Below are 12890 nucleotides of genomic sequence, written 5' to 3'. Positions count from 1 at the left end.
GCGGAAGGCCGGAAGGCCGGAAGGCCGGAAGGCCGGAAGGCCGGAAGGCCGGAAGGCCGGAAGGCCGGAAGGCCGGAAGGCCGGAAGGCCGGAAGGCCGGAAGGGCCCGGAGCGGGGGGCGCCGTCCCCGGTCCGGGCCCTTCGGCCGTCAGTGCACCTCGCCGGCCGTCAGCGGCCGGGCGCGGTCAGCGGCCGAGCAGCGGGACGTCGATGTCGCCCAGGTGGTAGGCGCGCACGGCCTGGACCAGCTCCTCGACGGACAGCTGGCCGTCGCCGTTGGCGTCGATCTGGCGGAACGCCTCGGCGGGCTCGATGTTCGAGACGCCGATCGCGTCCAGCCAGGTCTTGAACTCGGCCGGGTTGACCTGGCCGTCGCCGTCCACGTCGACCAGCTCGACCATCGCCTGGATGGTCGGCTTGACGACCCGGCCGAAGCCGGCGCCGCCGTTCTCCAGGATGTGCTCCTCGGCGATGTGGTTGAACTGCTCGGGGGTGAGCGCGCCGTCCTGCTCGTCGATGCCGGCCTTGTCGGCGAAGAAGCCCCACATGCCGAGGTAAGCCTCGGTCAGCTGGCGGCCGGCCGGGGAGACCGGGGCCTCGCCGAACGCCTGCAGGATGCGCTGGGCCTCGGCCTGCCAGTCGGAACGGTCGATCTGGCCGTCGCCGTTCACGTCCCAGAGGTCGAAGCGCTTCTGGGCCCGGTCGAGCTGCACGGAAGTGGTCATCGCGGAATTCTCCAGTGTGGGTCTGGTGCGGGCGGGAGGGCCGTCCCAGGGACGGGGCCGGTGGGTGCCGCCCGACGAGCGGTGCTTTCGCAGGAGCCGTCACACAATCGGTGCGGCAACGGAACGTCACACTACCGGCACGCTGTGCGACGGATCGCACACGTGCGGCCAACCGGGTGACTTGCTCGGTTCGTTGACGCCCCGCCAGTCGCACGGCCCTTGAACCACAGGTCCCGCACCACGATTTGGGGACACCGTCAACGGTTTCGCGAGCGGCCTCCCGAGTGGGTGACCGGGCGCGTTTCCGCCCCCCGCCGGACCCCGGGCCGCGCCTACGCTCGGAGGATGACCGAGACGCTCCCCCAGCCCGCCGCCCTCCCCCCGCTCCCGCCGCTGCCGATGATCGAGCTGGGCCCGCAGGCGTTCGCCGCCGTGCACGCCCTGCACGGGGCGGTGGAGGAGGCCGCGACGACGGCCGGGGTGGACCCGCTGCTGCTGGAGCTGGTGCGGCTGCGCTGCTCGCAGCTGAACGGCTGCGTGTACTGCGTCGGCCTGCACACGGACTCGGCCCGCAAGGCGGGCGAACGGGACGACCGGCTGGCCGAGTTGGTGGTGTGGCGGGAGTCCGGGCTGTTCTCGCCCCGGGAGCGGGCCGCGCTCGCACTGGCCGAGGCGGTCACCCGGCTGACCGACCGGGCGGAGGGCGCCCGGGCCCGGCGGGCCGCGCAGGCGGTGCTGTCGGAGCCGGAGGCGGCGTTCGTGGCCTGGGCGGCGACCGTGGTGAACACCTACAACCGGATCGCGGTCACCTCGCGCCCGGTGGCGACCGAGACGCCCTGAAGACCGCCGGGACGCCGGGACGCCGAGCCGGGCCTCCGGGCCTCCGGGCCTCCGGGCGCCCCGAACCCCGGACCGCTGCCCGCCACCAACCACCCGCCACCGCCGCTCGCCACCGCCGCCCGGTTCGCCGGGAGCCGGTGGCGGGTGCAGTCTTGAGGGATGGCGACGGACTTCGACGGCTCCCCCTCCGGCCCGGCGCTGGCCTCGGCGATGGCGGCCGGGCCGGTGCTACTCGACGGCGGTCTGTCGAACCAACTGGCCTCCCAGGGCTGTGACTTGTCGGACGCGCTGTGGTCGGCCCGACTGCTGCTGGACGAACCCCGGCAGCTGGTCGCGGCGCACCGGGCGTACTTCCTGGCGGGGGCCCAGGTGGCGACCACGGCGAGTTACCAGGCGAGCCGCACCGGTTTCGCCAGCCGGGGCGTGGACGCGGCGAAGACGGACCGGCTGCTGGCGCTGAGCGTGGAGGTGGCCCGGTTGGCCGCCGAGGAGGTGGCGGCGGAGCTGGGCGACGGCCGTCCGCGCTGGGTGGCTGCGTCGGTGGGTCCGTACGGGGCGGTGCGGGCGGACGGTTCGGAGTACCGGGGCCACTACGGGCTGTCGGCCGCCGAGTTGACGGCGTTCCACCGGCCCCGGCTGGAGGTGCTGGCGGCGGCCGGGCCGGACGTGCTGGCGGTGGAGACCGTGCCCGACCTGCTGGAGGCGGCCGTACTGGCGGAGTGCGTACGGGGGTTGGGGGTGCCGGTGTGGTTCTCGTTCGGCGCGGCGGACGGGCGGACCCGGGGCGGGGAGCCGCTGTCGGAGGTGTTCGCGCTGGTGTCGGAGGTTCCGGAGGCGGTGGCGGTGGGCGTCAACTGCTGTGCGCCGCAGGAGGTGGAGGCCGCGGTGGCACTGGCGGTGGAGGTGACCGGCCTGCCCGCGGTGGCCTACCCCAACAGCGGGGAGGGCTGGGACGCGGCGGCCCGGCGCTGGACGGGCCCGGCGGCGTTCGACCCCGTACGGGCGGCGTCCTGGGTGGCGGCCGGGGCCCGGCTGGTCGGCGGCTGCTGCCGGGTCGGCCCGGCGGCGATCGCGGCGATCGCCGAGCACGCGACGGCGGGCGTCGACGGGAGCCCCGACGCGGGCCCCGACGAGCGGCCCGGCGGGTAATCGGGTGGGGCGCCGTCCGGCCGGTCTGGTACTGATGGCGGGCCGGACGGCGCAGGCAGCGGCAGAAAGGGACGGGACGACGGTGGACGTGGTGGCGGTCGAGCGGGTGAACGCACTGGGGGCGCGCTGGGGCCGGGAGTTGGACTGCACGGCCGGCCAGGTCTGGACGGCGCTCGGGGTGTGGCCGCTGCTGGCGCTGCTGGCGGCGGGCGCGCACGGTCCGGCCCGCGACGAACTGGCCGGCGCGCTGGGCCTCCCGGCCGAACAGGCCCCTTCAGTGGCACGGGAGTTGCTGGCACGGGTGGGCGAAGTGCCGGGTTGTACGGCGGCGTTGGGGCTGTGGACGGCGAACGGGGTCGAGGTGGAGCCCGGCTGGCTGGAGCGGCTGGACGCCTCGATGTGGGGGAAGTTGACCGGCGACGAGGCCAAGGACCGGGCGGCACTGGACGGTTGGGTGCGGGAGCGGACCGGCGGCCTGGTCGAGCAGATGCCGGTGGAGCTGTCCGGGGCGCTGCTGGTGCTGGCCTCGGCGCTGACGGTGCGCACCGCGTGGGCGAAGCCGTTCCGGCCGGCCCGCGCCGGGACCGACCGGGGCCCGTGGGCCTGGCGACGGTTCACCCGGCTGACGGCGTCGGGCCCGGAGCTGTACGAGCGGATCGCGGTGGCGGAGACCTCGGCGGGCCCGGTGACGGAGGTCCGGGTGGTGGGCGAGGGCGAGGTGGACGTGCACCTGGTGCTCGGCGCGGAGGCGGCCGGGCCGGGCGCGGTGGTGGCGGCCGGGTTCGAGCTGCTGTCGGGCGCGGCCCGGCGGACGCCGGTGGCGGGCCTGTCGGACGGGGCGGCGTGGCCGGGGCTGGAGCTGGAGTCGGTGGACTCCCCGGCACCGCGGAACTCGGGCGTGCTGGAGACGGTGGCCTTCCGGGTGGGGTCGGAGCACGACCTGCTGGCGCACGCCGGGCTGTTCGGCCTCGGTACGGCCGCCGGGCCGGGCAGCCACTTCCCGGGGATCAGCCGGAGCACCCCGCTGCGGGTCGGCGGGGCCAAGCAGGCCGCGGTGGCGGAGTTCTCCGCGGCGGGCTTCGAGGCGAGCGCGGTCACCGTGGTGGAGATGACCCGGGGCATGGTGGGGGGCGGCCCCTCCCGCTTCCGCTCGCGCCGGGCGACGGCCCGCTTCGACCGCCCGTTCGCCTTCCTCGCGGTGCACCGTCCGACCGGCCTGGCCCTGGTCGCGGGCTGGGTGGCGGAGCCCGCCCCGGCCTGAGAATGTCCGGGCCCGAGAACGTCCCGGCCCGAGACCGGCGGCCGGCCGGGTGCCGCGGGCCGGAGCGGGTGCCGCGGGCCGGAGCGGGTGCCGCGGGAGGTGTCGGTCGGAGGGGCCGGTCGGAGGGGCCGGTCGGAGGGGCCGGCGGCGTTCGGCGCGGAGTTCCGGGCGGACCTGGCGGCGGACCCGCCACCGGTGGTGCTGCGCCACCGGGCGCGTGGTCGGCGCGGCCCGGGGGACGGGAGGGGGCGGGACGGGGCGGCCGGGTAGTACGGTCTTCGAGGGCGCGTCGTCCCGTTCTCGGCATGGTGGTCGGCAGGGTCGACCGGTGTTCAGTGGAGGTGGCGGGTGCCCGGTGCGATCCAGTCGCTGTCGCGGGCGGCCGCGATCCTGCGCCTGCTGGCGGGCGGGGAGCGTCGGCTCGGCCTGTCGGAGGTGGCGACGGGGCTGGGGCTGGCGAAGGGCACCGCGCACGGGATCCTGCGCACGCTGCAGCAGGAGGGCTTCGTCGAGCAGGACCCGGAGAGCGGCAAGTACCAGTTGGGCGCGGAGCTGCTGCGGCTGGGCCAGAGCTACCTGGACGTGCACGAGCTGCGGGCCCGGGCGCTGGTGTGGGCGGACGACCTGGCCCGGGCGGCCGGGGAGACGGTGTACCTGGGGGTGCTGCACCAGCGGGGGGTGCTGGTGGTGCACCACGTGTTCCGGCCGGACGACTCCCGGCAGGTGCTGGAGGTCGGGTCGATGCAGCCGCTGCACGCGACCGCGCTGGGCAAGGTGCTGCTGGCGTACGACCCGGTGGCGCGCGGCGAGTTGGGCGACGGTCCGTGGGAGGCGTTCACGGCCCGGACGGTGACCGAGCCGGCCGCGCTGGACGCGCAGTGCGCGCTGGTGCGCGAGCGCGGCTGGGCGGACGCGGTGGAGGAGACCTGGGAGGGGGTGGCCTCGGTGGCGGCGCTGATCCAGGACCGGCGGCGCAACCCGGTGGGCGCGGTGTGCGTGTCGGGCGCGGTGGAGACGGTGTGCGGTCCGGACGGCGCGGTGCGCCCGGCGCTGGTGGCCTCGGTGCGGACGGCGGCCCGGGCGATCTCCCGGGACCTGGGCGCGCACCGGTTCTGAGCCCCGCGGGGGTGAGCGGACTGCGTCACACCTCCTTGACGGCGGGCGTCCGACTGCGGTTGGCTGCCGAAGGCCGTTCGACATTGTCGAACATCGTCCGGCCGCCCCGGGTGAACCGCTCCGCCTGGTTTGCCGGACCCGCGCGTGCGGGGACTGACGAATGGTCACCCCCGCCCCGTTGCCGCCCACGAGCCGAGGTACCGCATGTCTGCCAGTCACATCGCCGCGATCGACCAGGGCACCACGTCCAGCCGGTGCATCCTGTTCGACGCGGACGGCCGGATCGTCGCCGTCGAGCAGCAGGAGCACTCGCAGGTCTTCCCGCAGCCCGGCTGGGTGGAGCACGACGCGGCGGAGATCTGGACCAGGGTGCGCTCGGTGGTGCGCGGCGCGCTGGAGCGGGCCGGGCTGACCGCGGCGGACGTCAGGGCGGTGGGCATCACCAACCAGCGCGAGACCACGGTGCTGTGGGACCGGCACACCGGCGTGCCGGTGCACAACGCGATCGTCTGGCAGGACACCCGCACCGAGGCGCTCTGCCGCGAGCTGGGCCGCAACGTCGGCCAGGACCGGTTCCGCCGGGAGACCGGCCTGCCGCTGGCCAGCTACTTCGCCGGGCCGAAGGTCCGCTGGCTGCTGGACCACGTCGAGGGGCTGCGCGAGCGCGCCGAGGCCGGGGACGTGCTGTTCGGGACGATGGACAGCTGGCTGATCTGGAACCTGACCGGCGGCGTGAACGGCGGCCGGCACGTCACCGACGTCACCAACGCCTCCCGCACCCTGCTGATGAACCTGCACACCCTGGAGTGGGACGAGCGGATCGCCGAGTCGATCGGCGTCCCGCTGGCGATGCTGCCGGAGATCCGCTCCTCCGCCGAGGTGTACGGCGAGGCGGTCGGCGACCTGGCGGGCGTGCCGGTCGCGGCGGCGCTCGGCGACCAGCAGGCGGCGCTGTTCGGCCAGACCTGCTTCGCCGAGGGCGAGGCCAAGTCGACGTACGGCACCGGCACCTTCCTGCTGCTGAACACCGGCGGGAGGGTCGTCCACTCGTACCACGGGCTGCTCACCACGGTCGGATTCCGGATCGGCGAGCAGCCGCCGGTGTACGCCCTGGAGGGGTCGATCGCGGTGACCGGTTCGCTGGTCCAGTGGCTGCGCGACCAGCTCGGGATCATCTCGACGGCCGCCGAGGTCGAGACCCTGGCGGGCACCGTCGAGGACAACGGCGGCGCTTACGTGGTGCCCGCGTTCTCCGGCCTGTTCGCCCCGTACTGGCGCTCCGACGCGCGCGGCGTGATCACCGGGCTGACCAGGTACGTCACCAAGGGGCACCTGGCCCGGGCGGTGCTGGAGGCGACGGCCTGGCAGACCCGGGAGGTGGTGGACGCGATGCAGAAGGACTCCGGCGTCACGCTGACCGCGTTGAAGGTGGACGGCGGGATGACCTCCAACAACCTGCTGATGCAGTGCGTCGCGGACGTGCTGGACGTCCCGGTCGAGCGCCCGTACGTCGCCGAGACCACCGCGCTGGGCGCGGCCTACGCGGCGGGGCTGGCGGTCGGCTTCTGGGACGGCCAGGAGACGCTGCGGGCGAACTGGCACCGGGCCGCCGAGTGGACGCCGAAGATGGCCGCCGACACGCGCGAGCGCGAGCACCGCAACTGGTTGAAGGCCGTGGAGCGCACCATGGGCTGGATCGACCAGGACGAGCAGTCGGAGCTCTGAGCCAGGCCCGTCAGGACCCACCGATCGGAAGGAGCAGCGGACCGGCCGCACACCGGGCCGCCCACCACACACCATGGCAACCACCCCTCACCCCGTGGCCCCCGTCCCGACCCTGGGCGCCGAGCGCACCTCGGGCCGCCTCGCCCCCCGCGCGGCCACCCGCGAGCTGCTCGGCCGGGCCCGCTACGACCTGCTGGTGATCGGCGGCGGCATCCTGGGCACCGCCACCGCGTGGACCGCCGCCCAGGCCGGGCTGAAGGTGGCCATGGTGGAGGCCGGGGACTTCGCGGGCGCCACCTCCTCGGCCTCGTCCAAGCTGGTGCACGGCGGGCTGCGCTACCTGCAGACCGGCGCGGTGCGGCTGGTCGCGGAGAACCACAAGGAGCGCCGGGCGCTGGCCACCGACGTGGCCCCGCACCTGGTCAGCCCGCTGACCTTCTTCGTGCCGGTGTACGAGGGCGGCCCGCACTCGGCGCCGAAGCTCGGCGCGGGGGTGTTCCTGTACTCGGCGCTGTCAGCGTTCCGCGACGGCCTGGGCCGGGTGGTCTCCCCGTCGGTGGCGGCGCGCGCCGTGCCGGGGCTGCGCACCGAGGGGCTGCGGCGGGTCGCGGTGTACGGGGACCACCAGATGAACGACGCCCGGATGGCCGTGATGACGGTGCGGGCGGCGGTGGACGCGGGCGCGGTGGCGCTCAACCACGCCGAGGTGACGGGGCTGCGTTTCACCCGCGGCCGGGTCACCGGCGCGGAGGTGCGCGACGCCCTGGACGGCACCGAGTTCGGGGTGGACGCCCGGCTGGTGCTGAACGCCACCGGTCCGTGGGTGGACCGCCTGCGGCGGATGGAGCACGCGGGCGCGGCGCCGTCGATCCGGCTGTCCAAGGGCGCGCACGTGGTGCTGCGCCGGCAGGCGCCGTGGCGGGCGGCGCTGACCATCCCGATCGACCACTACCGGGTGTCGTTCGCGATCCCGTGGGAGGACCACGTCCTGCTCGGCACCACCGACGAGGAGTACGCCGGCGACCCGCTGGAGGTGCGGGCCACCGAGGCGGACGTCGACCAGATCCTGGCCGAGGCCGGGCACGCGGTGCGCGGCGAGCACCTGCGCCGGGAGGACATCACGTACGCCTTCGCGGGCCTGCGGGTGCTGCCGGGCGGGCCGGGGGGGACGGCGGCGGCCAAGCGGGAGACGGTGGTGACCGAGGGCCGGGCCGGGATGCTGTCGGTCGCGGGCGGCAAGTGGACGACGTACCGGCACATCGGCCGGGTGGTGCTGGAGAGGCTCAAGCACGCCCCGGGCGCGGGCCTGGCCGAGGACGTCTCGCCGATCCCGCCGACCGTCCCGCTGCCGGGGATCGGCTCGCCGCAGGCGGTGGCCCGCCGGCTGCTGACCGACCGCGAGCCGGGCAGCCGGCTGGACCCGCTGGTGGCCCGCAACCTGGCCACCCACTACGGCACGCTGTCCTACCAGGTGGCGCGGCTGATCGACGAGCGCCCCGAGCTGGGCGAGCGGATCCACCCGGACGGGCCGGACGTGTGGGCGCAGGTGGTGTACGCGGCCGAGCAGGAGTGGGCGTACACGGTGGACGACGTGCTGCGGCGGCGCACCACGCTGACGGTGCGCGGGCTGGACGGGGAGGACGTGCGCAAGCGCACCGCGGAGTTGCTGCGGGGCTGAGCGGACAGGGCGACGCCCTCCGGGAGAAGCGGGAGTTCCGGAGGGCGTCGCGGTCTTGCGGGGGTCGCCGGTCGTCAGATGATCAGGCTGAGCGGCAGGATCAGCGCGATGGCGACCACCGAAATGATCGTCTCCATCACCGACCAGGACTTCAGCGTCTGCCCGACGCTCATCCCGAAGTACTCCTTCACCAGCCAGAAACCGGCGTCGTTGACGTGCGACAGGAACAGCGACCCGGCGCCGATCGCCAGCACCAGCAGCGCGGCGTGGCTGGTCGACATGTCGGCGGCCAGCGGGCCGACGATGCCCGCGGCGGTGATGGTGGCGACCGTCGCCGAGCCGGTGGCGAGCCGGATCAGCACCGCGATCAGCCAGCCGAGCAGCAGCGCGGAGACGTGCCACTTGCCGGACCACTCGCTGACCGCCTGGCCGACGCCGACGTCGATCAGGGTCTGCTTGAAGCCGCCGCCCGCGCCGACGATGAACACGATCCCGGCGATCGGGCCGAGCGCCGAGCCGACCGTCTCGGAGATCCTCCCCTTGTCGAAGCCGGCCGCCCGGCCCAGGGTGAGCATGCCGAGCAGGGTGGCGGCGAGCAGCGCGATCAGCGGCGAGCCGATGAAGTCGAAGAGCCGCTGGACGGTGGACTTCGGGTCGTCGACCACCACGTCGGTGAGCGCCTTGCCGAGCATCAGCACGACCGGCAGCAGGATGGTGGCCAGCACCGCGGCGAACTTCGGCGTCCGCTCCCGCGCGACGGTTTCGACCGGCTCGGTCTCGGCGGGCAGTTCGAGCGGGCCGACCCAGCGCTGGGCGAGGCGGCCGAACAGCGGACCGGCCACGATCAGGGTCGGGACGGCGATCAGCAGGCCGAGCGCCAGGGTCACGCCCAGGTCGGCGTGCAGGGCGTCGACGGCGACCAGCGGGCCCGGGTGCGGCGGGACGAGGCCGTGCAGCACCGAGAGGCCGGCCAGCGCGGGGATGCCGATCCCGATCAGCGGGGCGTTGCCGCGCCGGGCCACCAGCAGCACGATCGGCACCAGCAGCACCACGCCGACCTCGAAGAACAGCGGCAGGCCGAGCACGGCGGCGATCAGCGCCATCGCCCAGGGCAGCAGCTTGGGGCCGGTGCGGGCCAGCACGGTGTCCGCGATGGTGTTGGCGCCGCCGGAGTCGGCGAGCAGCTTGCCGAGCATCGCGCCCAGGCCGATCAGCAGGCCGACCGAGGCGACGGTGGCGCCGAAACCGGTGGAGAAGCTGGCCAGCAGCTTGTCGAAGGGCGCCCCGGCGACGGCCGCCAGCAGCCCGGAGCCGAGCGTGAGGGCCAGGAACGGGTGCAGCTTGAGCTTGGTGATCAGCAGCACGATCGCGCCGATGGCGAGCAGCACGGCGAGCAGCAGCTGACCGTTGCTCGCGGTGTGCGGCAGCGCCGGTGCGTCGGCCGCCAGCAGGGTGGGGGTCACGGAGGTCTCCATTGACGGGCCGCCACCGTCCGGCTGTCGGACGGTCGGTGGCGGGGTGTGACGTGGGGTGTGACGTGGGGGTGCGGGGTTTCAGCGGGCCAGGGCGGCGACGGCGCGCTCGACCAGGGTGTCGGGGTCGGCGTCGACGTCCAGCACGGTGCCGTTCTCGTCCGCCTGCAGCGGTTCGAGCGCGGCGTACTGGGAGTCCAGCAGCGAGGGCGGCATGAAGTGGCCGGTGCGGTGCGCGAGCCGGTCGCCGACCAGGTCGTGGCCGCCGGACAGGTGCAGGAAGAACGCGTCCGGGCAGGCGGCGCGCAGCACGTCCCGGTAGCTCCGCTTGAGCGCGGAGCAGGTGACCACTCCCCCGCTGCCGGCCGCGACCCGCTCGCCCAGCCAGCCGCCGAGGGCGCGCAGCCAGGGCTGCCGGTCCTGGTCGTCCAGCGGGGTCCCGGCGCTCATCTTGGCGATGTTGGCGGCGGGGTGGAAGTCGTCGGCCTCGGCGTACGGAAGTCCGAGGCGCTCGGCGAGCAGCCGGGCGACGGTGGTCTTCCCGACCCCGGAGACGCCCATCACCACGACGGCGGGGGGCTGCTGGTTCTCGGCACTGAGAGCCATGGGTGGTGCTCCTGTCCTTGCCTGCTTGCGAGGGCAACCTTGACGCAAAGGTATGACTTATTCAAGCGGCCGAAACCCAATCGTCATACTTTTTGGGATCCGAGCTGGTGGGAGGGGGTGCGGACCGCCGCGGAGCGGATCGGAGGGGCGCGGAACGGGGGCCGTCTTCCCGGTGATCGCGCCGATAAGCTGGCCGGATGGAGATCCAGGGCTTGCCCGGCCGCCTGCTCGCCGAACTCGGCCCGGCCATCGCCTCCGGCGAGCTGCCGGAGGGCACGGTGCTGCGCGCCGAGGAGTTGGAGCAGCGGCACGGGGTGTCCCGCACGGTGGTGCGGGAGGCGGTGCGGATCCTGGAGTCGATGCGGATGGTCGAGCCGCGGCGGCGGGTCGGCATCACCGTCCGACCGAAGGCCGACTGGGACGTGTTCGATCCGCTGGTGATCCGCTGGCGGCTGGCCGGGGCGGACCGCTCCGCGCAACTGCGTTCGCTGGGGTCGCTGCGGGTCGCGGTGGAGCCCGCGGCGGCGGCGCTGGCGGCCCGGTGCGCGGGGGACGACGACCGGCGGGAGTTGAGCGCGCTGGCCGTCGAACTGACCGTCACCGCCCGGGCCGCGGACCTGGACGCCTTCCTCGCGCACGACATCGCCTTCCACGCGGCGGTGCTGCGGGCGTCCGGCAACGAGATGTTCGCGCACCTGAAGGACACCGTGGGCGCGGTCCTCACCGGCCGCACCGAGCACCGGCTGATGCCGCACCGGCCGCGCGAGTACGCCGTCCAGTTGCACCGGGACGTGGCGCAGGCGATCTGCGCGGGCGATCCGGAGCTGGCGGAGCGGGCGATGCGGACCATCGTGGTCGGCGCGCTGGAGGAGCTGGACGCCACCCTGGACGCCGCCCCAGAGGCCACCCCGGACGCCGCCCCGGACGCCGCGCGCTGAGCCGACGGGACCGGCCGGACGGGGTCTTGCGGCCCCGGTTACGATCCTGACGGGGAGTCGGGGGCGGGGAGTCGGAGCGGGGAGCCGGGGGGAACCGCCGGCACGACACGCCCACGGTCGGCTGGATCGGCCCTCCCGGCGGCATAGCCTCCCCCGGACGGGGCAGGGCTGGTCTTGGTGCGCCCGCAGGGGCGCAGGACCGACAGGGGGTTGGCGATGGCCGGTCGTCGGCGCGGGCGGTTGCCGGACGAGGTCCGGGCGGCCGCCGTCCGGGCGGGCATGGCGTTCGCCTTCACGGTGTTCACCTTCGTGGTGGCGCTGTTCGCCTCCTGGGCGCACACCGGCCTGCTGACGCCGGCGCTGGCGCTGATGGCGCTGGGGGTCTTCCTGCTCGCCTGGTGCCTGATCGACGTGGTGGTCTCCCGGCAGGTCGCCTCCTCCCGCCGTCGCACCCCCAACTCGGCCGCCCCGCTGGAGGGTTCGCGCGAGCACGGGAGCGGCCGGCGGCACCGCTGAGGCCCGGTCAGCCCTGCTGGTAGCGGCCCGGGGTGGTGCCGAAGGCGTGCCGGAACGCCTCGATGAACGCGCTCGGCGAGCGGAAGCCGCAGGCGGCGGCGGTGGCGGTGACCGAGCGGCCCCGGGCGAGCAGCACCAGGGCGTGCTGGAGGCGCAGTTGGGTGCGCCACTGCGGGAAGCCGAGGCCGAGTTCGGCCCGGAAGAGCCGGCTGAGGGTGCGTTCGGCGGCGCCGACGGCGCGGCCGAGTTCGGCCAGCGAGCGGTCGTCGGCGGGGTCGGCGGCCAGCAGGTCGGCCAGGTCGCGCAGCCGGGGATCGGTGGGGCGCGGGAGGCCGAGCGGGAGTTCGGGGGCGTGCGCGAGCTGGTCCAGGGCGGCCTGTTCGAGGGTCCGGGCGGGGCGTCCGACGGGGGCGCCGGGGCCGGTCAGGTGGGCGATGATCTCGCGCAGCAGCGGGGTGGCGGCCAGGACGGCGGGCGCGGTGAGGTGCAGCGGGTCGGTGCCGGCCGGGTAGACCAGGCAGCGCAACTCGCTGAGCCCGTGCGCCCGGTGGGTGTGCGGGACCCCGGCGGGCAGCCACACCGCGCGGTGCGGCGGGACGACCCAGCGGCCGTGCGGGGTGCTCACCTCCAGCACGCCCAGGCCGGGGGTGATCAGCTGGTTGACGTCGTGCCAGTGCCAGTCGATCCGTTCCCGGTGCGCCAGCGGGTGCCGGCTGGGGCCGGTCTCCTTCTGGTGCGCGGCGCTCGACGGACCGGCCCCGGGCCGCGCGGCGCTCGACGGGCCGGCCCCGGGGTGCGCCGGGCCGTCCTCGGCGGGTTGGCGGGTTGGCGACATGGATTGGCAGAGTACCGGAAGCCCGCGCC

General features: G+C 75.1%; 12 protein-coding genes. 8 read left to right on the top strand and 4 right to left on the bottom strand.

The features are described 5' to 3' along the window. Window positions 1-185: 185 nt before the first annotated feature. Entirely contained in the window at window positions 186-725 is a 540-nt protein-coding gene (locus ACWEO5_RS09330; protein WP_452161647.1) for an EF-hand domain-containing protein, read from the bottom strand. A gap of 345 nt (window positions 726-1070) precedes the next feature. Here ACWEO5_RS09330 and ACWEO5_RS09325 point away from each other — a divergent pair, with 345 nt between their 5' ends. From ACWEO5_RS09325 to ACWEO5_RS09300, 6 genes are all read left to right on the top strand, one after another. Next, entirely contained in the window at window positions 1071-1565 is a 495-nt protein-coding gene (locus ACWEO5_RS09325) for a carboxymuconolactone decarboxylase family protein (RefSeq protein ID WP_452161645.1), read from the top strand. A gap of 159 nt (window positions 1566-1724) precedes the next feature. Continuing rightward, window positions 1725-2714, top strand: coding sequence for a homocysteine S-methyltransferase (gene mmuM / locus ACWEO5_RS09320; RefSeq protein ID WP_452161643.1), 990 nt, complete (start codon window positions 1725-1727; stop codon window positions 2712-2714). A gap of 34 nt (window positions 2715-2748) precedes the next feature. Then, a complete protein-coding gene (locus tag ACWEO5_RS09315; RefSeq protein WP_452161641.1) occupies window positions 2749-3975 on the top strand; it encodes a serpin family protein in 1227 nt (408 codons plus the stop codon). Window positions 3976-4323: 348 nt separating this feature from the next. Continuing rightward, window positions 4324-5091 (top strand): IclR family transcriptional regulator, encoded by a 768-nt coding sequence (locus ACWEO5_RS09310; protein ID WP_285738956.1) that lies wholly within the window; start codon window positions 4324-4326, stop codon window positions 5089-5091. 204 nt (window positions 5092-5295) lie between these two features. Then, window positions 5296-6816, top strand: coding sequence for a glycerol kinase GlpK (gene glpK, locus ACWEO5_RS09305; RefSeq protein WP_452161639.1), 1521 nt, complete (start codon window positions 5296-5298; stop codon window positions 6814-6816). Between the two features lie 73 nt (window positions 6817-6889). Further along, window positions 6890-8494, top strand: coding sequence for a glycerol-3-phosphate dehydrogenase/oxidase (locus tag ACWEO5_RS09300; protein WP_452161637.1), 1605 nt, complete (start codon window positions 6890-6892; stop codon window positions 8492-8494). A gap of 74 nt (window positions 8495-8568) precedes the next feature. On the opposite strand, the gene ACWEO5_RS09295 is transcribed toward ACWEO5_RS09300, so the two are convergent. Beyond that, entirely contained in the window at window positions 8569-9969 is a 1401-nt protein-coding gene (locus tag ACWEO5_RS09295) for a GntT/GntP/DsdX family permease (protein ID WP_452161635.1), read from the bottom strand. 78 nt (window positions 9970-10047) lie between these two features. Next, on the bottom strand, window positions 10048-10572 hold the full coding sequence (locus ACWEO5_RS09290; protein WP_452161633.1) for a gluconokinase: 525 nt from the start codon (window positions 10570-10572) through the stop codon (window positions 10048-10050). Window positions 10573-10769: 197 nt separating this feature from the next. Between ACWEO5_RS09290 and ACWEO5_RS09285 the strand changes: the two genes are divergently transcribed. Both ACWEO5_RS09285 and ACWEO5_RS09280 read left to right on the top strand, forming a co-directional pair. Continuing rightward, a complete protein-coding gene (locus ACWEO5_RS09285; RefSeq protein WP_452161631.1) occupies window positions 10770-11510 on the top strand; it encodes a FadR/GntR family transcriptional regulator in 741 nt (246 codons plus the stop codon). Window positions 11511-11726: 216 nt separating this feature from the next. Next, the gene (locus tag ACWEO5_RS09280; protein ID WP_452161629.1) at window positions 11727-12026 is read left to right on the top strand and encodes a hypothetical protein; all 300 of its coding nucleotides are present in this window, start codon (window positions 11727-11729) and stop codon (window positions 12024-12026) included. A gap of 7 nt (window positions 12027-12033) precedes the next feature. On the opposite strand, the gene ACWEO5_RS09275 is transcribed toward ACWEO5_RS09280, so the two are convergent. After that, complete coding sequence (locus ACWEO5_RS09275) at window positions 12034-12861, bottom strand: AraC family transcriptional regulator (protein WP_452161627.1); 828 nt, start codon at window positions 12859-12861, stop codon at window positions 12034-12036. Window positions 12862-12890 lie beyond the last annotated feature (29 nt).

The sequence above is a fragment of the Kitasatospora sp. NPDC004272 genome (assembly GCF_053603035.1).
Note: the sequence above shows the minus strand (reverse complement) of the source record. Positions and strands in the feature narration are given on the sequence as shown.